At 61.5% G+C, this 19,102-nt stretch carries 20 protein-coding genes; 3 read left to right on the forward strand and 17 right to left on the reverse strand.

The window, feature by feature from the left end; genetic code table 11:
• Nucleotides 1-112: 112 nt before the first annotated feature.
• The 8 genes from atpD to JFN93_RS15170 all read right to left on the reverse strand — a co-directional run bounded on the left by atpD (nt 113) and on the right by JFN93_RS15170 (nt 7,589).
• A complete protein-coding gene (atpD, locus tag JFN93_RS15135) occupies nt 113-1,525 on the reverse strand; it encodes a F0F1 ATP synthase subunit beta (protein ID WP_199384942.1) in 1,413 nt (470 codons plus the stop codon).
• A 47-nt stretch (nt 1,526-1,572) separates the two neighbouring features.
• Nucleotides 1,573-2,436: an ATP synthase F1 subunit gamma gene (gene atpG / locus JFN93_RS15140; RefSeq protein WP_199384943.1), complete on the reverse strand. Its 864-nt coding sequence runs from the start codon at nt 2,434-2,436 to the stop codon at nt 1,573-1,575.
• 18 nt (nt 2,437-2,454) lie between these two features.
• Nucleotides 2,455-3,963 (reverse strand): F0F1 ATP synthase subunit alpha, encoded by a 1,509-nt coding sequence (gene atpA, locus JFN93_RS15145; protein WP_199384944.1) that lies wholly within the window; start codon nt 3,961-3,963, stop codon nt 2,455-2,457.
• 9 nt (nt 3,964-3,972) lie between these two features.
• On the reverse strand, nt 3,973-4,515 hold the full coding sequence (gene atpH / locus JFN93_RS15150) for an ATP synthase F1 subunit delta (protein WP_199384945.1): 543 nt from the start codon (nt 4,513-4,515) through the stop codon (nt 3,973-3,975).
• Nucleotides 4,512-5,126, reverse strand: a complete 615-nt coding sequence (locus tag JFN93_RS15155; RefSeq protein WP_199384946.1) for a F0F1 ATP synthase subunit B family protein — start codon at nt 5,124-5,126, stop codon at nt 4,512-4,514. Before JFN93_RS15155 ends, atpH begins: the two co-directional genes overlap by 4 nt.
• A gap of 1 nt (nt 5,127) precedes the next feature.
• Nucleotides 5,128-5,553, reverse strand: a complete 426-nt coding sequence (locus JFN93_RS15160) for an ATP synthase F0 subunit B (protein ID WP_199384947.1) — start codon at nt 5,551-5,553, stop codon at nt 5,128-5,130.
• Nucleotides 5,554-5,977: 424 nt separating this feature from the next.
• Nucleotides 5,978-6,823 carry a ParB/RepB/Spo0J family partition protein gene (locus JFN93_RS15165; RefSeq protein ID WP_199384948.1) on the reverse strand — a complete coding sequence of 282 codons (846 nt, stop codon included), beginning with the start codon at nt 6,821-6,823 and terminating at the stop codon, nt 5,978-5,980.
• Nucleotides 6,816-7,589, reverse strand: a complete 774-nt coding sequence (locus JFN93_RS15170; RefSeq protein ID WP_199384949.1) for a ParA family protein — start codon at nt 7,587-7,589, stop codon at nt 6,816-6,818. Before JFN93_RS15170 ends, JFN93_RS15165 begins: the two co-directional genes overlap by 8 nt.
• A 252-nt stretch (nt 7,590-7,841) precedes the next feature.
• Here JFN93_RS15170 and JFN93_RS15175 point away from each other — a divergent pair, with 252 nt between their 5' ends.
• Entirely contained in the window at nt 7,842-8,093 is a 252-nt protein-coding gene (locus JFN93_RS15175; RefSeq protein WP_236021750.1) for a cytochrome c3 family protein, read from the forward strand.
• A 155-nt stretch (nt 8,094-8,248) separates the two neighbouring features.
• The gene (locus JFN93_RS15180; protein ID WP_199384950.1) at nt 8,249-9,436 is read left to right on the forward strand and encodes a c-type heme family protein; all 1,188 of its coding nucleotides are present in this window, start codon (nt 8,249-8,251) and stop codon (nt 9,434-9,436) included.
• Between the two features lie 191 nt (nt 9,437-9,627).
• Here the strand turns inward: JFN93_RS15180 and obgE are convergent, their stop codons facing one another.
• The 7 genes from obgE to JFN93_RS15215 form a co-directional block, all read right to left on the reverse strand.
• A complete protein-coding gene (gene obgE / locus JFN93_RS15185; RefSeq protein WP_199384951.1) occupies nt 9,628-10,644 on the reverse strand; it encodes a GTPase ObgE in 1,017 nt (338 codons plus the stop codon).
• A 200-nt stretch (nt 10,645-10,844) separates the two neighbouring features.
• Nucleotides 10,845-11,102: a 50S ribosomal protein L27 gene (rpmA, locus tag JFN93_RS15190; protein ID WP_199384952.1), complete on the reverse strand. Its 258-nt coding sequence runs from the start codon at nt 11,100-11,102 to the stop codon at nt 10,845-10,847.
• Between the two features lie 61 nt (nt 11,103-11,163).
• Nucleotides 11,164-11,472 carry a 50S ribosomal protein L21 gene (gene rplU, locus JFN93_RS15195; RefSeq protein WP_199384953.1) on the reverse strand — a complete coding sequence of 103 codons (309 nt, stop codon included), beginning with the start codon at nt 11,470-11,472 and terminating at the stop codon, nt 11,164-11,166.
• A gap of 219 nt (nt 11,473-11,691) precedes the next feature.
• The gene (locus tag JFN93_RS15200) at nt 11,692-11,994 is read right to left on the reverse strand and encodes a Rieske (2Fe-2S) protein (protein WP_199384954.1); all 303 of its coding nucleotides are present in this window, start codon (nt 11,992-11,994) and stop codon (nt 11,692-11,694) included.
• 118 nt (nt 11,995-12,112) lie between these two features.
• Complete coding sequence (gene purT, locus JFN93_RS15205; RefSeq protein WP_199384955.1) at nt 12,113-13,294, reverse strand: formate-dependent phosphoribosylglycinamide formyltransferase; 1,182 nt, start codon at nt 13,292-13,294, stop codon at nt 12,113-12,115.
• A 206-nt stretch (nt 13,295-13,500) separates the two neighbouring features.
• Entirely contained in the window at nt 13,501-14,988 is a 1,488-nt protein-coding gene (rng, locus tag JFN93_RS15210; RefSeq protein ID WP_199384956.1) for a ribonuclease G, read from the reverse strand.
• A gap of 38 nt (nt 14,989-15,026) precedes the next feature.
• On the reverse strand, nt 15,027-17,522 hold the full coding sequence (locus tag JFN93_RS15215) for a TIGR03960 family B12-binding radical SAM protein (RefSeq protein WP_199384957.1): 2,496 nt from the start codon (nt 17,520-17,522) through the stop codon (nt 15,027-15,029).
• Nucleotides 17,523-17,794: 272 nt separating this feature from the next.
• Here JFN93_RS15215 and JFN93_RS15220 point away from each other — a divergent pair, with 272 nt between their 5' ends.
• Nucleotides 17,795-18,040: a hypothetical protein gene (locus JFN93_RS15220; RefSeq protein ID WP_199384958.1), complete on the forward strand. Its 246-nt coding sequence runs from the start codon at nt 17,795-17,797 to the stop codon at nt 18,038-18,040.
• Nucleotides 18,041-18,147: 107 nt separating this feature from the next.
• Here JFN93_RS15220 and JFN93_RS15225 read toward each other — a convergent pair whose 3' ends face one another.
• On the reverse strand, nt 18,148-18,534 hold the full coding sequence (locus tag JFN93_RS15225; protein WP_199384959.1) for an exosortase system-associated protein, TIGR04073 family: 387 nt from the start codon (nt 18,532-18,534) through the stop codon (nt 18,148-18,150).
• 1 nt (nt 18,535) lies between these two features.
• Complete coding sequence (locus JFN93_RS15230; protein WP_199384960.1) at nt 18,536-18,940, reverse strand: exosortase system-associated protein, TIGR04073 family; 405 nt, start codon at nt 18,938-18,940, stop codon at nt 18,536-18,538.
• Nucleotides 18,941-19,102 lie beyond the last annotated feature (162 nt).

Consider the following 19,102-nt stretch of genomic DNA (forward strand, 5'->3'; position numbering starts at 1 on the left):
ATCCGACCCTTATCACGGCCCGACGGAAAATCCGCCCTGCCGCGGCATGTGTTATTCAGGCATTTCAAGAGCGGGAGCACCGTCAAGTGCTCCCGCAGAATGCACTAACTAATTAAACAGCGAGCTTCTTGGCTTTCTCGAGGGCTTCCTCGATGGTGCCGACCATGTAGAAGGCCTGCTCGGGCACGTCGTCGTGCTTACCGGCGACGATTTCCTGGAAGCCTTTGATGGTGTCCTTCAGCTCGACGTATTTACCCGGGGAACCGGTGAACGCCTCGGCGACGTGGAACGGCTGGGAGAGAAAACGCTGGATCTTACGTGCGCGGGCAACGACCAGCTTGTCTTCCTCGGAGAGCTCGTCCATACCAAGAATCGCGATGATGTCCTGGAGGTCCTTGTACTTCTGGAGCACGTACTGAACCTGGCGGGCCACGCCGTAGTGCTCGTCACCGATGACCTGGGGATCGAGAATACGGGAGGTAGAGTCGAGCGGGTCCACCGCCGGGTAGATGCCGAGCTCGGCGATCTGACGGGAAAGAACGGTCGTCGCGTCGAGGTGGGCGAAGGCGGTAGCCGGAGCCGGGTCGGTAAGGTCGTCGGCCGGTACGTAGATCGCCTGGACCGAGGTGATGGAACCTTTCTTGGTCGAGGTGATGCGCTCCTGCAGCTCGCCCATCTCGGTGGCCAGGGTCGGCTGGTAACCGACCGCGGAAGGGATACGGCCGAGCAGCGCGGAAACTTCGGAACCCGCCTGGGTGAAGCGGAAGATGTTGTCGACGAAGAGGAGAACGTCCTGGCCTTCCTCGTCACGGAAGTACTCGGCGATGGAGAGCGCGGTCAGCGCAACGCGGGCACGGGCCCCCGGGGGCTCGTTCATCTGGCCGTAGACCAGGGCCGCCTTGTCGAGAACGCCGGACTCTTTCATTTCCATCCAGAGGTCGTTCCCTTCGCGGGTACGCTCGCCGACGCCGGCGAAAACGGAGAAACCGCCGTGCTGCTTGGCGATGTTGTTGATCAGCTCCATGATGAGAACGGTCTTGCCAACGCCGGCGCCGCCGAAGAGGCCGATCTTACCGCCCCTGGCGTACGGTGCGAGGAGGTCGACGACCTTGATCCCGGTGGTGAACGCCTCGACCTTGGTGGACTGGTCCACGAAGGCGGGGGCGTCGCGGTGGATGCCGTACTCTTTGTCGGCGCCAACCGGACCCATCTCGTCGACCGGCTCGCCGATAACGTTGAGGATGCGGCCCAGGGTCTTGCGGCCGACCGGCACGGAGATCTGCTTGCCGGTGTCGGTGACGTCCTGGCCGCGAACCAGACCATCGGTGGAGTCCATCGCGATGGTACGGACGGCGTTCTCACCGAGGTGCTGGGCGACTTCCAGAACCAGGTTGTTCTCCTGATCGTCGATCGCCGGGTTGGTGACCCTGAGGGCGTTGTAGATCGGCGGGAGTTTCCCCGGCTCGAATTCGACGTCGATAACCGCGCCGATGACCTGCGAAATCTTTCCGATGTTCTGACTCATTTAAACTCTTCCTCCTGCGGCCCGGAAGGCCACTATTTTTGTAAGACCTAACCTTTGATCGATTCGGCGCCGGAGATGATTTCCATCAGCTCCGTGGTGATGGCGGCCTGGCGGGCCCGGTTGTAAATCAGGGTCAGCTTGCCGATCATCTCGGCGGCGTTCTTGGAGGCGGAATCCATCGCGGTCATCCGCGCACCGTGCTCGGCGGCCACCGACTCGAGGAGCGCCTTGAAGAGCTGCACCTCGATGTGCTTGGGAAGGAGCTCGTCCAGAAGTGCCGCCTTGGAGGGCTCGTAGATGTACTCGACCGCCTGCTCCTCGGTTTCCACCGCTTTCGGCACGACCGGCAGGAGCTGCTCCAGGGTGATGTCCTGGCTCATGACGGAGCGGAAGGCGTTGTAGAGCACGAAGACCTCGTCGTACTCTTCCGCCAGATACCCCTCGATGATCTCCCGGGCGACCAGGGCCGCGGTCGGGTAGGAAAGGGTGGAGAAAACGTCGCCGTGGTGCTTGCGGACCGTGTGGCGGTTTCTGAGGAATTCGTACCCCTTGCGACCCAGGGTCAGCAGGGTGATTTCCTTGAACTCACCGGAGCGCCCTTTGATGAAGCGCTCGGCCGCCTTGATGATGTTGGCGTTGAAGCCGCCACAGAGGCCACGGTCGGAAGTGACCACGACGAGCAGGGCGCGACCGCCGTCCCGCTTCACCATCAACGGGCTGGGGTCGGACTCCTGGCTCTTCGCCAGGCGCTCCAGCACCTCGCCGAGCTTGCCGGCGTAGGGGCGGGCGGCGACCACGTTTTCCTGGGCCCGGCGCAGCTTGGCCGCCGAGACCATCTTCATGGCCTTGGTGATCTGCCCGGTATTCTTAACGGATACGATCCGCTTCTTAATCGCTTTTAGGTTCGCCATACGCTTCCCGTCCTTGGATTAGGCAGTAAATTCCTTCTTGAACTCTTCGAGGGCGGCGACGATCTCGGCCTTCAGAGTGTCGTCGATAGCCTTCTTGTCGCGGAGTTCGGTCAGGATGTTCGCCTTCCTGGAGTCGAAGAAAGCGTAAAGTTCCTGCTCGTAGCGGCCCAGCGAGTTGACCGGGTAGTCGTCGACGTAGCCGTTGTTGGCGGCGAAGATGACGAGAACCTGCTTCTCGTTCGGGATCGGCCGGTACTGCGGCTGCTTGAGGATCTCGACCAGACGGGCGCCACGGGCAAGCTGCATCTGGGTGGCCTTGTCGAGGTCGGAGCCGAACTGGGCGAACGCGGCCATCTCACGGTACTGGGCGAGTGCCAGACGGAGGGTACCGGCAACCTGCTTCATCGCCTTAACCTGGGCGGAACCGCCGACGCGGGAAACCGAGAGACCGACGTTGATCGCCGGACGGACGCCGGAGTAGAAGAGGTCGGATTCGAGGTAGATCTGGCCGTCGGTGATCGAGATGACGTTGGTCGGGATGTACGCGGAAACGTCACCCGCCTGGGTCTCGATGACCGGAAGGGCGGTCAGCGAGCCGGCGCCGCACTCGTCGGAAACCTTGCAGGCACGCTCGAGGAGACGACTGTGAAGGTAGAAGACGTCGCCCGGGTAAGCTTCACGCCCCGGCGGACGGCGGAGCAGCAGGGAAAGCTGGCGGTAGGCCACGGCCTGCTTGGAAAGGTCATCGTAGATGATCAGGGCGTGCTTCCCTTTGTCGCGGAAGAACTCGCCCATGGTGACGCCGGTGTACGGTGCGATGAACTGCAGCGGAGCCGGCTCGGAAGCGGTAGCGGCGACGATGATGGTGTAATCCATGGCGCCGTGCTCTTTCAGCTTGGAAACGACCTGGGCAACGGTGGAACGCTTCTGGCCGATCGCGACGTAGATGCAGACGACGTCGCCGCCTTTCTGGTTGATGATCGTGTCGATCGCGACCGCGGTCTTGCCGGTCTGACGGTCGCCGATGATCAGCTCGCGCTGGCCACGCCCGATCGGAACCATGGAGTCGATCGCCTTGAGGCCGGTCTGCATCGGCTGGTGGACCGACTTACGCTTGACGATGCCGGGGGCCTTCACCTCGACCTTGCCGAAGGTGGTGGTGTTGATCGGGCCCTGGCCGTCGATCGGCTGGCCGATCGCGTTGACGACGCGCCCGACGAGGGCCTCGCCCACCGGTACCTCGACGATCCTGCCGGTCAGCTTGACGGTGTCGCCTTCTTTGATCTCGGAGAAGTCGCCGAGAATTGCCGCACCGACGTTGTCTTCTTCGAGGTTGAGGCACATGCCCGCGACGCCGCCCGGGAACTCGAGGAGCTCACCGGCCATTGCCTTGTCAAGACCATGAATACGGGCAATACCGTCACCGATGGAGATGATGGTACCGGTCTCGGCTACCTCGACCTCTTTGCCGTACTCCTTGATCTGCTTCTTGATAATCTCGCTGATTTCTTCCGCTTTGATTTCCATAGAACCGTCTCACCCCTTCTGTAATGTATCCTGAATTCTTGCTAACTGAGTTTTAACGCTCCCGTCGAATACCTTGTCGCCGATCTTGGTAACTACCCCGCCGATGAGCGTAGGATCGACCTCGACTTTGAGCGTGACCTTTTTCCCGGTGGCGGAGGCAAGCGCCTTGCGGATCTCCTCGACCTGACCCTCGTCCAGGGGAATCCCGGAGGTCAGGGTCGGACGGACGATGCCGGAGATCTGGTCCGCGTATGCTCCGTAGCTCTCGGCGATGAGCGGCAGCACCGAAAGGCGGCCGCGCTCGAGCAGGAGCATGAGGAGGTTGGAGACGATCGGAGAGAGCTGGCTCTTGGCCACGAGATCCTGGAGGATCCCCCTCTTCGACTCTATGCCGTATGCGGGGTTGCCGAATACGGAGCTGAGCTCGCGGCTTCCGGAGAGCAGTGCGCTGAAACGGGCGAGTTCGCCGTTGTAGCGGTCCACGGCCCCTTCTTCGGAGCCGATCTGCACGAGAGCCTTGGCGTAACGTTTGGCAATAGCGTTAGTACTCAATGTAGCGTCACCACCTTGGAGATATATTCGCCCACCAGCTTGTCCTGGTCGTCTTTGGCAATGTTGGTCCGGATTTTCTGCTCGGCGAGCTCGATGGCAAGGCGGGCGGCCTCGGCGCGGAGTTCGCTCTTAGCCTTGAGGACTTCCTGGGCCGCAGCGGTTTCGGCCTGGGCCTTGATGCGGTCGGCGGCTTCGTGAGCTTCGGCGATGATCCGCTCTTTCTCTTTCTCGCCTTCAGCGCGCATGTTGGCGGAGATCACTTCGATCTCCTGGTTGGCCTGCTCAAGACGCTGGCTGTACTCGGCGAACTTGGCCTCGGCGGCCTCTTTCGCTTCGACCGCCTCTTTGAGCTGCCGCTCGATGCCGGAGCGGCGCGCGGCGAGGCTCCCCTTCACGTCGGCCTTTTTGATCGCCCAGACGGCGATCCCGACCAGGACCGCGAAGTTGAGGAAGCGCCAGCCGAGGTCTTTCATCTGGGCGGCGGTATCAACGTGGTGCGCACCTTCGTGCTCGGCGCCAAAACCTGCGGCGGCGAGCCCCACGAGGACCAGGCAGAAGGCAAGGGTGGAAACGGCGGCAACCGCCGGGCGGGTAGTACGATGTTTTTGCATGCTACAGACTCCTCCCCAGAACTTTCTCGCAGATATCGGCAGACAGCGACTCCGCGCTCGCCTTGAGGAGACGGCGGGCCTCCTCGGCCTCCTTGGCGACTTTACCCTTGATGCTGTTCAGGGTATCGGTAGCCTCGGTGCGTGCCTTCTCGAGAATGGCGGCTTCCTGCTCCATGGCATCCTTCTTCAGGGCGCCACGCTCGTCGGCCGCGCTGGAGCGGATCTCACGCATTTTTGCTTCGTAAGCAGCCAGCTTTTCCTGGACCTCTTTGTCGACCGCGGCGCTTTTCTCTTTGGCTCCGCTGATCTGGCCCGCCCGGTCGGCGAGCTGCTTCCTGATCGGCTTGTACAGGAAGACGTTCAGCACGATGACCAGAACGATGAAGTTAACCAGCTGGAAAACGAATGCTAAATCTAGATTGATCACCAAACCACCTCTTGTATGGCATTTTTAGCTATTTAGTCCGGGACGGCAGATACAGGGGGGGGGTACGTAAAACAGGTGGTAACTACCACACAAAAACTTCTAGTGTCAAGCCATTTATTCCATTTTTGGTGCATATTGTATACAGCGTTTACACTTGGCAGGCCGCGCCGGAAGCCGACTTTCGGCGGGGGAGTCGCGCATCTCATTGAACCGGCAAAGCTTTTGGAACAGGATTAGGAATAGGGGGCGCGCGACGGTGGCCAGATGCCGGCCGGCCAATTAATTTTTGCTAAAGGCGCTTCAGCGAACCAAACGACAAAAGGGACCAAAACGACCCAATTGATGCCACTTGCCCGGTCGTCCCCTCTCCTTCCAGGGTCGCGCACGACGGCGCGGCTTGCGAAGGACAGGGTGTGGAGGGGGTTCAGAGGTTCAACAAATCCACGATCCTGCCCAGCTCTTTCTGGTCCCCGAAGCTGATCTCCAGCTTTCCGCCGCGGCCGGCCTTCTTGATCGCCACCTTGGCCTTGAAGTGGCGCTGAATCCGCTCCACCAGGTCCTTGAGCTCGGGATCATCCCCCTTCTTCGCCGGCTTCGGCTTTTGCGGGGCCTTCAGCTTTTTCACCAGCGCCTCGGCCTCTCGCACCGAAAGGTGTCCCTTGACGATCTCGTCCCGGGCCTGCTTCTGCTCTTCCTCGCTTTCGAGGGTCAAAAGGGCGCGGGCGTGCCCCATGGTGAGGCGGTCCTCGACGACGTCCCGCTTGATCTCGGCGGGAAGGCGCAAAAGGCGCAGCGCGTTGGCGATCGTAGAGCGTTCCTTCCCCACCCGCTTGGCCAGTTCCTCCTGGGAAAGCGCGAAACGCTCCAAAAGGGCATGGTATGCCTCGGCTTCCTCCACCGCGTTCAGGTCTTCACGCTGGATGTTCTCGATGAGGGCCATCTCCAGCGCGGTGTCCTCGGAGACGTCCTGGATAACCACCGGCACTTCGCGCAGCCCCGCCTTCTGGGCCGCCCGCCAGCGCCGCTCACCGGCGATGATCTCGTAGTGGTTTCCCTTCTTGATCACCACCAGCGGCTGGATGATCCCCTTCTCGCGGATCGACGCAGCCAGCTCTTCCAGCTTCTCGTTGACGAAGGTCTTGCGCGGCTGTTCCTTGTTCGGCTTGATCTCTTCGATCGGGCAGGAGAAGTACTTGTTGCCGCCGCGGTCTTCGACCACCGGCAAAAGCGCTCCCATCCCCTTCCCCAGTCCCATCTTGGGCTTAACCATTGACTACCTCCCGGTCCAGGATTTCCTTCGCCAGGTCCAGATAGCTCGTCGCCCCCTTCGATGCGATGTCGTAGAGGAGGATCGGCTTGCCGTGGGACGGCGCCTCGGAGAGCCGTACGTTGCGCGGGATGACGGTCTCGAAGGTCTCGTTCGCGAAGTGGGTCCGGATCTCCTCGCTCACCTGGCGCGAAAGGTTGTTGCGCGCGTCGTACATGGTGAGCAGAATCCCTTCGATCCCCAGGGAGCGGTTCAGCCCCTGACGGACCAGATTGATCGTTTTGAGGATCTGCGACAGCCCTTCCATCGCATAGAACTCGCACTGGAGTGGGATCAGCACCGAATCGGCGGCGGTCATGGCATTGACCGTGAGCAGACTCAGCGAGGGGGGGCAGTCGATGAAAATGTAATCGTAGGAAGCGGAAAGCTCGGTGAGGATTCCCTTGAGCTTGCGCTCGCGGTCGGGAACCGAGATCAGTTCGAGCTCGGCGCCGGCGAGGTCGGAGGTCGCCGGCAAGAGGTGGAGATAGGGGACTTCCGTCTCCAGGATCAGGGCGGCCGGGGTCGCGTCATCGATCAGGGCGTCGTAAATGCTCTGCTCCAGACCGGACTTGTCCACGCCGACGCCGCTTCCCGCATTTCCCTGCGGGTCCATGTCCACCAGGAGGACCCGACGCTCCGCAACGGCCAGGGAAGCGGCGAGATTTACCGCGGTCGTGGTTTTCCCCACTCCCCCCTTCTGATTCGCCACACAGATTATCTTCGCCATAGTTCTATCCGTCCTGTGATCGGTTTCGGTGCCTTGCTGCACTCGCAAAAGCAGGGAAACGTACCACAGAGCCGCCGCCAAGGAAAGTTGTTTTTCTCCATCCCCAATCCGCGCGGTTTTGACTTGGGTCAAGGCCGCGGTTCCGACGACCCGATAGCATGGCCTTGCTACTCCTTTGCTTCTGATCCTCCCTTTCCCGGCTTGGCAGAGCCAGGAAGGGGGGTAAGGAGACATCGTTTCGAGGTATCGCCAATGAAAATGTTGTTCTCCCTGTCCCTCCTCCTCTGCTTCGCCTCCGCCTCCTTCGCTTTCCAATGCAATGAATGCCACAGCAAGAACCCGGCAATGGTCAAGATGCACAAGGCCCTCCAGGGGAGAAACTGTTTCGCCTGCCACAAGATGGGCGAGAAGTTGATGGGCAAAGGTGTCCCGAAAAACCGTGAGGCCCAGCTGCAGCGCCGGGAAACCGACCCGCTTTGCTTCGAGTGCCACAAGAAGAAATAGGTCATCAAGCTCCTCCTCCCCTGGGGGGGAGCCGTAAGTTTACCGAGACCGCAGGGGCCAACTAATGGGAGTCAGGCCGTTTTCACTCTCATGTGCCCTTGCCTTTCCCGGCTCGGACAGTATACTCGCGGCATGTAACGATCTCAGGAGGTTGCATGCCCCGGTTCACCTACACCCTTCGGACCAAGTTTTACGTCCTCATGACCGCCCTCCTTTTGGTCCTGCTCCTTGCGGCCGCTTACTTCACCTACCTGCGCCAGGAAAAGCTCATCCTCCAGTTCGCCCTGCAGAATGCGCGCAGCTTCGCCAGCCTCGTCATCCAGACCCGCGATTACATGTCCTCCGTGGTAAAGGGGGAGCCTGAGGAAAACTACAACCTCGTGCCCCAGGTCGTCGCAACCGCAGTCGCGAAACGGGTGACCGGCCAGACCAAGTACTACCTGCGCCAGGTTTCCCTGCGTTACCGCAACCCGAACAACCGCCCGGATCTTTACGAAACCGACGTGCTCCGTTCCTGGGACGGCCACCCGCACGAAGTCTACGGGATCGTACGAATGGGGGAGGAGCGCTACTTCCGTTACCTGCAGCCGATGCTCGCGGCACCCTCCTGCCTCCAATGCCACGGCACCTTCGAGTCGGCGCCGAACTTCATCAAGCGCCGCTTCCCGCCGGGTCATTACTCCTACAATTACAAGGTCGGCGAGGTCATCGGAGCCGTATCGGTCAGCATCCCGGTCAAAGACCTTTATGCCAATCTCGGCACCAGCCTGCGATTCGAGTTGGTGGCACGCAGCGTGGTTTTCCTTATCGTGGTCTCGGTGCTCGGTGCGGTGCTGAGACGCCACATCATCGATCCGGTCACCCGCGTGTCCGAGGCCCTGGTCCGGGTGAAGCAAACCGGCAACTTCTCCGAAAAGCTGCAGCACACCTCGGAAGACGAGATCGGGACCCTGGTCGATGCCCTGAATGACCTGATGGACGAGCTCGCGACCCGGACCGTGCAAACGCGGGAGGCCGACGAGCGTTTCCGGAAGCTGATCGAGCTGGCGGGAATTCCGGTAGTCACGTTCCTTCGGGACGGGAAGATCGTGATCGTGAACCAGAGGGGGGAAATGCTCTTCGGGAGGTCGCGACAGGACCTTCTCGGGACGCCCATCTTCGAGCTGCTTTCGGAAGGAGAGGCATTGCAGGAACGGTTCACGTCGGGAGCGGGGCTGAACGCGGAAAGCCTTCGGGTGCGGGTGATACGGTTTGGCGAAACGGTCGATGTCGAGATGGTGGTCGCGGCCACCCAGACCGACCGGGAACCGATGTACACCGCGATCATCAGGGAAGTTGTCTAGAAAAGAACTCGTGCCCGGCAGGGCGCTTCCACCGCAAAAGCGCCGGGAAACAGACAAGAAAAGGGGCACAGCGTAAACATGGCTGTGCCCCTTTTCCATTACTCTTCAGTCGCCAAGGCGCCCCTCCCCTTCAAGCTCACGCGCGAGAGCGCAAGCCTTTACCGGGCGGGGTGCGGACGGGTTTCCGGCCGTTACCAGGTCTCGTCCGGTTCCCCCCAAAGGTTATGGGCGATGTCGTCCAGAAGCTCCGGGATCCCCTCCCCGGTTGCCGCCGAGATCGGGAACACCTTGATGCCGCGCTCCTCGAAATAGGGCAGCACCTTGGCCAGGTTCTCCCGCACGTGGGGCAGGTCGATCTTGTTCACCACCACGGTCTGCCGCTTCTCGGCCAGCTCCGGATTGAAGAGGGCGAGCTCGCGGTTGAGCGCTTCGTACTCCTGGATCGGATCGCGCTCCGGCATCCAGCTCAGGTCCAGCAGGTGGAGCAGCTGGCCGGTCCGCTCCAGGTGCTTGAGAAAACGGTGGCCGAGCCCCGCCCCCTCGCTGGCTCCCTCGATCAGCCCGGGAATGTCCGCCATGACAAAGGAGCGGTAGTTCTTGTATTGCACCACGCCGAGGTTGGGCTTGAGGGTGGTGAACGGGTAATCGGCGATCTTGGGGCGCGCCGCGGAGATCTTGGTGATGAGCGATGATTTCCCCACGCTCGGCATTCCCAGGAGGCCAACGTCGGCCATCAGCTTGAGTTCCAGCCGGACCCAGCGCTCTTCACCGGGCTCGCCCGGCTGGGCGAACTTCGGCGCCTTGTGGGTAGAGGTCGCGAAACGGGCATTACCCTGCCCGCCCCGGCCCCCCTTCAGCAATACGATGGACGAATCCGGCTCGGTCAGGTCCGCCAGGATCTCGCCGGTCTCGGCGTCCTTGATGACGGTTCCCTGCGGGACGAGGATGGTCACCGGCGCACCGTTGGCGCCGTGCCGGTCTTTTCCCATCCCGTTCCGGCCCCGCTCCGCCTTCTGGTGCGGTTGCTGGCGCAGGTCCATCAGGGTGGAGAGCTGCCGCGCCACCTTGAAGATGACGTCCCCACCCTTGCCGCCGTCGCCGCCATCCGGGCCGCCGCGGGGGATGAACTTTTCGCGGCGAAACGAGACGCACCCTGGCCCGCCGTCGCCGGATTTCACGTTTATCTTTACTTCATCGATGAAGCTCATGATCTTTCCTGTATAAAACCTGGACCACCCCACCCCTCGCCCTCGGGGAGAGGGGTGGGGTGAGAGAGTTCTCCTAGTGGCACCCCCCTCACCCAAATCCTCTCCTGTGGGAGAGGGAACTAATCGGATCAAGGGATGCAAACGGCAAAAGCCCGGACCATGGGGCTCCGGGCTTTTGCGCTCTTGGTATGTCGGGACTACTAGTTCGCCGGGTAGACGGAGACCTTCTTGCGGTCCTTGCCCATCCGCTCGAACTTCACCACGCCTTCGATGAGGGCGTAGAGGGTGTAGTCCTTCCCGAGGCCCACGTTGTTCCCCGGGTGGATTTTGGTGCCGCGCTGACGGTAGATGATGTTGCCGGCTTTCACCGCCTCGCCGCCGAACTTCTTGCAGCCAAGCCTTTGGCCGTCGGAGTCGCGGCCGTTGCGGGAACTGCCGACGCCTTTCTTGTGTGCCATTTCCTAACTCCTTGTGACGGCTTGCTCCGTATTACTATCAAGCACCGTCGATGATTATGTACTAGGCGTTGATCTTCTCGATCTTGACGATCGTTCTGAGTTGACGGTGCCCGTTGAGTTTCCTGGAATCCTTCCGGCGCTTGGACTTGAAGACGAGAATCTTCTTGTCTTTGCCCTGCTCGACAATTTTGCCGACCACAGAGGCGCTGGGCACTAAAGGTGTTCCGATAACAACCTTATCGCCGCCAACCATCAGGACTTCGGAAAGAGTGATGGTGTCACCCACCGCACCCTCCAACTTCTCGACTTTCAGGAAGTCGCCCTCGGAAACTTTGTACTGCTTCCCTCCGGTTTTAACTACTGCGTACATGTACTTTCACCACCTTTTTCCTGGATTTGCAGAACAGCACCCGCCCGAATCTGGACACAGACGGGCGAGCGGTAGAATCTATCGCGAAAACTCCGATAAGTCAACAGGTTTTTTAACTGGCAACCCACGACCTACCCTCCCCCTTTGGCAAGGGGCTGGGGGGAGATTAGTCTCTCCCCTTGAAGGGGAGGGAACGCCGTGAGCGTGGTTGTGGGTTAATTACGCTTCGACCCAGATCTCGTCGCCGCGGATCTCGACCGGATAAATCCTCAGCGGGTCGCACTCCGGGTGTGCCGCGCAGACGCCGGTGGTCAGATCGAAACGGTAACCGTGGCGCTGGCAGGAAATGAACCCCGCCTCTTTGACCAGCGCCCCGCTCATCGGAGCCCCCTGGTGCGGACACTCGGTTTCGCAGGCGTACACCTGCCCCTTGGTCTTGACCAGGAGGAGCTCTTTCCCCTCGACTTCAACGACTTTCTTCCCCCAATCAGGGACGTCCGCTACTTTTGCCGCATATACCATTCGTGCCCTCCGAGAAGTAATTGGTGCCGCTCCAGGTGTCCGGTGCAGACTATCTACGTTCCTGGCAATAACGTCCCCTCCCCTTCCAGGGTAGGGTCAGGGAGACGATGGGGTGCGGTTACGCCTTCACGATCCGCACGGCGTGGGCGGCCTGCTCGGCCTTGGCGCGCGCCTCGTCGGTGTCAGCACCGTCGGTCACCACGACCCCCATCCGGCGGTTCTTCCTGGTGTCCGGCTTACCAAAGAGACGGAGCTTGGTACCCGGTACGGTGAGCGCGTCGACCAACCCTTCGAACCGGACCTCCTGCGCGGCATCCTCGGCAAGGATAACGTGGGACGCCGACGGAGCCAGGTTCATCACCGCCGGGACCGGAAGCCCGAGGATCGCACGGACGTGCAGCTCGAACTCGGAGGCGTTCTGCGAGATCATGGTCACCATCCCGGTGTCGTGCGGACGGGGCGAGACCTCGCTGAACCAGACCTGCTCCCCTTTGATGAAGAGCTCGACCCCGAAGATCCCGCGGCCGCCGAGGGCGTCGGTCACGAGCTTCGCCTGGCGCTGCGACTCGGCCAGCACCGGGGGAGTCATCCCCATCGGCTGCCAGGACTCGTGATAGTCGCCGTCCACCTGGCGGTGCCCGATCGGCGGGCAGAAAACGGTCCCTTGGGCGGAGCGGACCGTCAGCAGGGTGATCTCGTAATCAAAGGGAATGAATTCCTCGATGATGACCTTGTCCGAGGCGCCCCGCGCCCCTTCCATGGCATAGCGCCAGGACTTTTCGATGTTGGCTTCCTCGCGCAGGACGCTTTGGCCTTTGCCGGAGGAGCTCATGATCGGTTTCACCACGCAGGGAAGGCCGATCTCGGCGACGCCCGCGTGGAACTCCTCGAGGCTGCTGGCAAAACGGTAGGCGGCGGTCGGGAGCCCGAGCTCCTCGGCGGCGAGCCGCCGGATCCCTTCACGGTTCATGGTCAGGTTGGCGGCACGGGCGGTCGGGATGACGTTGAACCCCTCCTCTTCCAGCTTGAGCAGGAACTGGGTGTTGATCGCCTCGATCTCCGGAACGATGAAGTCCGGCCTTTCCTGGCGGACGATCCGGTCCAACTCCTCGGCGTTCAGCATGTCGATCACGTGGCAGCGGTGCGCCACCTGCATGGCCGGCGCATCGACGTAGCGGTCCACCGCCACCACCTCGACACCCAGCCTCTGGGCCTCGATCACCACCTCTTTACCCAGCTCGCCCGAGCCGAGCAGCATGATCTTCGTGGCCCCTTTCTTCAACGGCGTACCGATTTGCATCTGTCCTCCTGAAACATTTTGGTCAGCACATTATTCTCGTTCCCAAGGTCCACCTTGGGAACGCATTGATTTTTCAAGGCTCCAGCTTGGTACCCGGTGGGCGAAGCTGGAGCCTGGGAACCAGAGCGGGCGGCACCCCGCACCCCACCGCTCTCCCGGGAACAAGGTTTTCACGGTCAATTGTTAATTGTCCGTTGTCAATTGACTCAGCTAACCGCCACCTCGAACTGCTCCTGGTGAAAGCCGGGCTTCGCGCGGACGGTGATCCGCTTCTTGAAGTTCTTTTCCAGCTCCTCCAGGCCGCGGCGCTCCTCATCGTAGAGGAGGTCGGCCACCTGCGGGTGGACGGTGAGCATCACCTTGGTCCCGCGGATGTCGAGCATCTCGCGGCGCAGCTCGCGGAAGATCTCGTGGCAGACGGTGATCTTGGACTTGACGTATCCCCTACCCTCGCAGTACGGGCAGGGCTCGCACATCATCCGGCCCAGGCTCTCGCGCACCCTCTTGCGGGTCATCTCGACCAGTCCCAGTTCGGAGATCTTCAGGATGTTGGTCTTCGACTTGTCGCTCTTCAGCGCCTCCTCGAGCGCGCCGTAGACCTTGTCCCGGTTCACCTCCTTCTCCATGTCGATGAAGTCGATGATGATGATCCCGCCCAGGTTTCTGAGCCTGAGCTGGTAGGCGATCTCCTTCACCGCCTCGAGGTTGGTCTTGAGGATGGTGTCTTCGAGGTTGTGCTTGCCGACGTAGCGACCGGTGTTGACGTCGATCGCGGTGAGCGCCTCGGTCTGCTCGATGATGATGTAGCCGCCGCTTTTCAGCCAGACCTTGCGCCCCAGGGCCCGGCTGATCTCCACCTCCAGGCCGAAGTGGTCGAAGATCGGCTCCTCCTCGTCGTAGAGCTCGATGGAGTACTTCATCTTGGGCATGAAGGTCGAGATGAACTGGACGATCTTGTCGTGCTCCGGCTTGGAATCGACGACGATCCGCTCCACCGACTCGGTCAGGATGTCGCGCACCACCTTCTGGGTCACGTCGAGGTCCGAATGGATCAGGCTGGGTGCGCCGGCCTTGTCCTTGCGCTTGGCAACCTCGTCCCAGAGCTTGGTCAGGTAGTGGAGGTCGGCAACCAGGTCCTCCTCGCTCTTCCCTTCCGAGACGGTGCGCACGATGAAGCCCCCCCCGGGAGGCTTGATCCGGTCCACGATCTCCTTGAGCCGGTCGCGCTCCGCCTCGTCCTCGATGCGGCGCGAGATGCCGACATGGTCCACGGTCGGCATGTAGACGAGATGCCGGCCCGGCAGGGAGATGTGAGCCGTGATGCGCGCCCCCTTGGTGCCGATCGGCTCCTTGGAGATCTGCACCAAAAGTTCCTGTCCCTCCTGAAGGAGATCCTCGATCGGGTGCAGCGGGTGCGGTTCGTGCTCCCCTTCCTCCCCCTCGATGAACGGCTCGTAGTCCTCCATCGAGTCGAAGACGTCCGCGACGTAGAGAAACGCCGCCTTCTCCAGGCCGATGTCCACGAAGGCGGCCTGCATGCCGGGGAGGACCCGGACCACTCTTCCCTTGTAGATGTTCCCGATGATCCCCTTGACCCTGCTCCTCTCGACGTACAGCTCCGCAATGGTGCCGTTTTCGATGAGCGCGATGCGGGTCTCGTGGGAGGTGGTGTTGATCACCAGCTCGTTACCCATGCTTGCCCCTCACTCTATAAATAAAATAAAAAAAACTGTCATTCGTCGGGCGCGCCGGAGAAGATCACCTCGAGCTTTTCCTGGGGCACTCCCCTCAGGGAGTCCACCGGAACCTCCAGGACCGCCGCCGCATACTCCAGCGGCTTTCCGCGGGTGATCACCATTTCCAGCACCTTGCCATCCGCCCTGAGCTCGCAGAGCTCCTGACGCATGTCGAACTCGACCACCTTTCCCTTCTTTTCACGCCGGATCGGCGCAGACTCCAGGGCCAGGAACGCGCTGACCCGCGCGGGGAGTTCCGCCGCGCAAGCATCGGGGAGCGTTACCCGGTACCGTACCTTTTCCATCACCGACGAAAGAGACGGCGCCCGGAGCGGGATCTCGGCCGCCTCCAGCACCTTCACCCCTTCCGGGAGGGCGCGGTTCAGACGTTCTTTCAGCATCTCGGCGGTATATCCCGCCGCAACCTCGATGTCGAGGTACTCGGCGTGCGACTCCACCCCGACCGAAAGGGCGGTGGCGAAGGAAAATTTCGGATGGGGGTGGAACCCCTGCGAGAACCGGATCGGGATCCCGGCCCGGCCCACCGCGCGGGTGAAGAGGGTCAGCATCTCCAGGTGCCCCAGGTAGCGCATCCGCCCGAGCTTGTCGAAGCGGACCCGGATCCGGGTCGGCTCCGCGGCATCCTCCTCGGGGGGGGGACAGGCGTAGGTCTCGAAGGGGACCGCGGGGTTGAGCCGGAGCTTCAGCTCCTCGAAATCACAGACCCCACAGCCGCTGCAGACGTCCTCGCGGCAGTCCCGGGTCGGCGCCTCGACCAGCGCCCGCTCCCGCTCCTTGAGGAGGTATTCCTTGGTGACGCCGCAATCCAGGTGCTCCCACGGGAGCGGCTCATCGAGTTCGCGGCGCCGGTAATAGAAAGATGCGTCGATGCCGGTCAAGCGGAAGGCCTCGGCCCACTTTTCACGGTCGAAATGCTCCCACCAGCCGTCAAAACGACAGCCGAGCTCGTGCGCCTTGATGAGCAGGGTCGAAAGGCGCCGGTCGCCGCGGGAGAAGACCCCCTCCATCATGGAAAGGGAGGAGTCCTGCCACTTCATGACCAGCTTTTTCTTCTTCAGCTCGTCTTTCAGCCAGCGCTGTTTCCGGATGATCTCCTCCTGGGAGATCATCGGTTCCCACTGGAACGGGGTATGCGGTTTGGGAACGAAACTGGAGACCGAAACGTTGACGTCCCCGCCGGAACCGGCGAGTTTGCCCTGCCGCTTCACCTCGCGGGAAAGCGAGACGATACCCGCCAGGTCCTCCTCGGTCTCGGTGGGAAGCCCGATCATGTAGTAAAGCTTGATGACCCGCCAGCCGGCGCCGAAGACGGCGCGCGCGTTTTCCAGCAGGTCCGGCTCGGTGATCCCCTTGTTGATCACCCGGCGCAGCCGCTCGCTTCCCGCCTCGGGAGCCACGGTAAAGCCGGTCTTGCGTACCCGGCGGATCTCCTCCACCAGTTCCGGGGTGAGACTCCCGACCCGAAGCGACGGGAGCGAGACCGCCTTGCGCCGCGCGGCGTAGCGATCCATGAGTCCCTTCAAAAGCGGGCTCAGGCAGCCGTAATCGCCGGTGGAAAGCGACAGGAGCGAGATTTCGTCATAGCCGGTATTCTCCAGCGCCTCCTCGACGATCTGAAGAATCCGCTCCGGGCTGCGCTCCCGGACCGGCCGGTAGATGTATCCGGCCTGGCAGAAACGGCAGCCCCGGGTGCAGCCGCGGGAGATCTCCACCGCCACCCGGTCGTGCACCGTCTTGAGAAACGGCACCACCGGGGTGGTCGGATAGGGGGCGGTCTCGAGGTCGGCGACGAAGCGGCGACGCACCTTGGCATGACCTTCCTTGAGCGGCTTGATCTCCTCGATCCGGCCGTCCTCGTGGTAGCGCACCTCGAAGAAGGAAGGGACGTAGACCCCCTCGATGCGGCTCAACCGCTCCAGCAGGAGGTCCTTGCCCAGACCTTCCCGCTTGGCGTCGCGCACCGCCTCGGCGATCTCGACGATCGCCTCCTCGCCGTCACCGATGAGGAAAAGGTCGAAGAAATCCGCCAGCGGCTCCGGGTTGAAGGCGCACGGCCCCCCCCCGATCACCAGCGGATACCCCTCCCCCCGCTCCGCGGCGCGAAACGGTATGCCGGAGAGGTCCAGCATGTTCAGGATGTTGGTGTAGGAAAGCTCATACTGCAGGGTGAAGCCGAGGATGTCGGCCTGCGCCAGGGGCGTGTCGGTCTCGAGGGTCGCCAGCGACCGGCCTTCGCTTCTGAGCCGCTCCTCCAGGTCCGGCCACGGGGCATAGGCCCGCTCCGGCGCGACCCACGGGATCTCCTTGAGAATCCCATAGAGGATCTGGAGCCCCAGGTGGCTCATGCCCACTTCATATACGTCCGGGAAAGCCAGGACCAGCCGGAGTTCCCCGCCTGCAGTTGCGCTGCCCATTTCACCGCCCATGTACCGGGCCGGTTTCTCTACCGACAAAAGCGTACTATCGCTCAAAAATCCCCCAAAAACTGCGTTTAAGCCGTGACCGCACATAGTAACAATTGTGCGCCACTGTGGCAAGGTATTACTCCTGCCGTTTTACCGGGAAAGAGGTATCGATACCGCAAATAAGGTATGCCATGGAGGAAATGCGGCTGCCCCGGAAGGCCTGGGTTGCCGCGTTTTTGCACACATTGGCGCAAAAACCGGCAGTTACAAATTCATGAGGATGTTGGCATGGTGCCTGCTAATAAGAAGGCATCACACACCTTTTAAGGAGATTCACCATGAAAAAAGTTCTGTCCTCCATCGTTGCTGCTCTCGTTGCCGTTTCCTTCGCTGGCGTAGTTTTCGCTGCTGACGCTGCTCCGGCTGCTGACAAAGCTGCTGCTGAGCCGAAAAAAGAAGAAAAAGCTCCGGCTAAGAAAGCTAAGAAAGCCAAGAAAGCTAAGAAAGCTGCTAAGAAAGCCGCTAAAGCTGAGAAGAAAGACGAGAAGAAAGAAGAAGCTCCGGCTGCTCCGGCTGCGAAGTAATTTCGCTTTCCAAGCAACCAAAAAGGCCGCATCGAAAGATGCGGCCTTTTTTTATCTGCCAAAGGTTCAAAGGATGAAGATCGACGGGCGCGCCCCGCCGCCTGCGCCTACTCCTTTTCCCAGACGTACGACGGATCGAGGTAGGAAGAATAAAAGCCGGGGAACGGGAGCATGAAGGTGAAAACTTCCCCGACTCCCGCCGCGGTACGCACCAGTGCCATTCCGATACCCTTGACCGGCCCGACCGTCGCCCCTTTCACCTTCCCCTCCTCCTTCGAGGTCAGATAGATCTGCTTGGGCAGCTCCAGCCAGCCGGTGCCTACGTTGGTGATGCCGCGGACCAGCTTGTTCGCCATCCCGTCGACCACCTCCTGGGCAGAGGAATCCTCTATGGTCCGGAAATCCTGGTCCGAGGCCGAGGCCTGGCGCTGCGGAGCAGCCACCACCAGAAGGGCACCAACGAGCGCCACCAGGACGCAACGACTCAAACGCATATCATTCTCCCTTTTTCTCGGCGACCTCAGCCTCCTGAGGATTCCGCGGCTCGACCCGTTTCTCCGACCATCCCTGCCAGACGAATTCCGGATCGATCATCGGGTCATAGTATCCCGGCTGCGGCACGGCAAAGAACACCGTCTCGGTCACCCCGGAAAGGAGGCGGTAGAAGGCCATCCCGAACCCCTTGATCGGCCCGACAACGTACCCCACCCTGCCCCGGTCCCGCACCATCAGGTAGGACTGCTTGGGGATCTCGACGATCGACGTGGCGACGTTGGCCACGCCGCGCACCAGTTTGAACGCCATTTTTTCGGTGATCGCCTCCGGCTGCTGACTCTCCTGGGCAAAGGACGCCGTGGCAATGAGCATCAGCAGCAGTATCAGGATCGCTTTCAGACGCATGGGAACGGCTCCTTTTGAGGGGTAATGACAGCAAGGGCTTAAAAACTTTTTCCTTTTAGCATAATTCCCCTACCGTGGCAAGCTGGGAGCGGAGTTGCGGCGCCGCTACCGCGCCATAAAAAAAGGGCGCGGAATCTCTTCCGCGCCCTTTTCGGTTTGCCG

It is taken from the genome of Geomesophilobacter sediminis, from assembly GCF_016458275.1.
Classification (GTDB): Bacteria; Desulfobacterota; Desulfuromonadia; order Geobacterales; family Geobacteraceae; genus Geomesophilobacter; species Geomesophilobacter sediminis.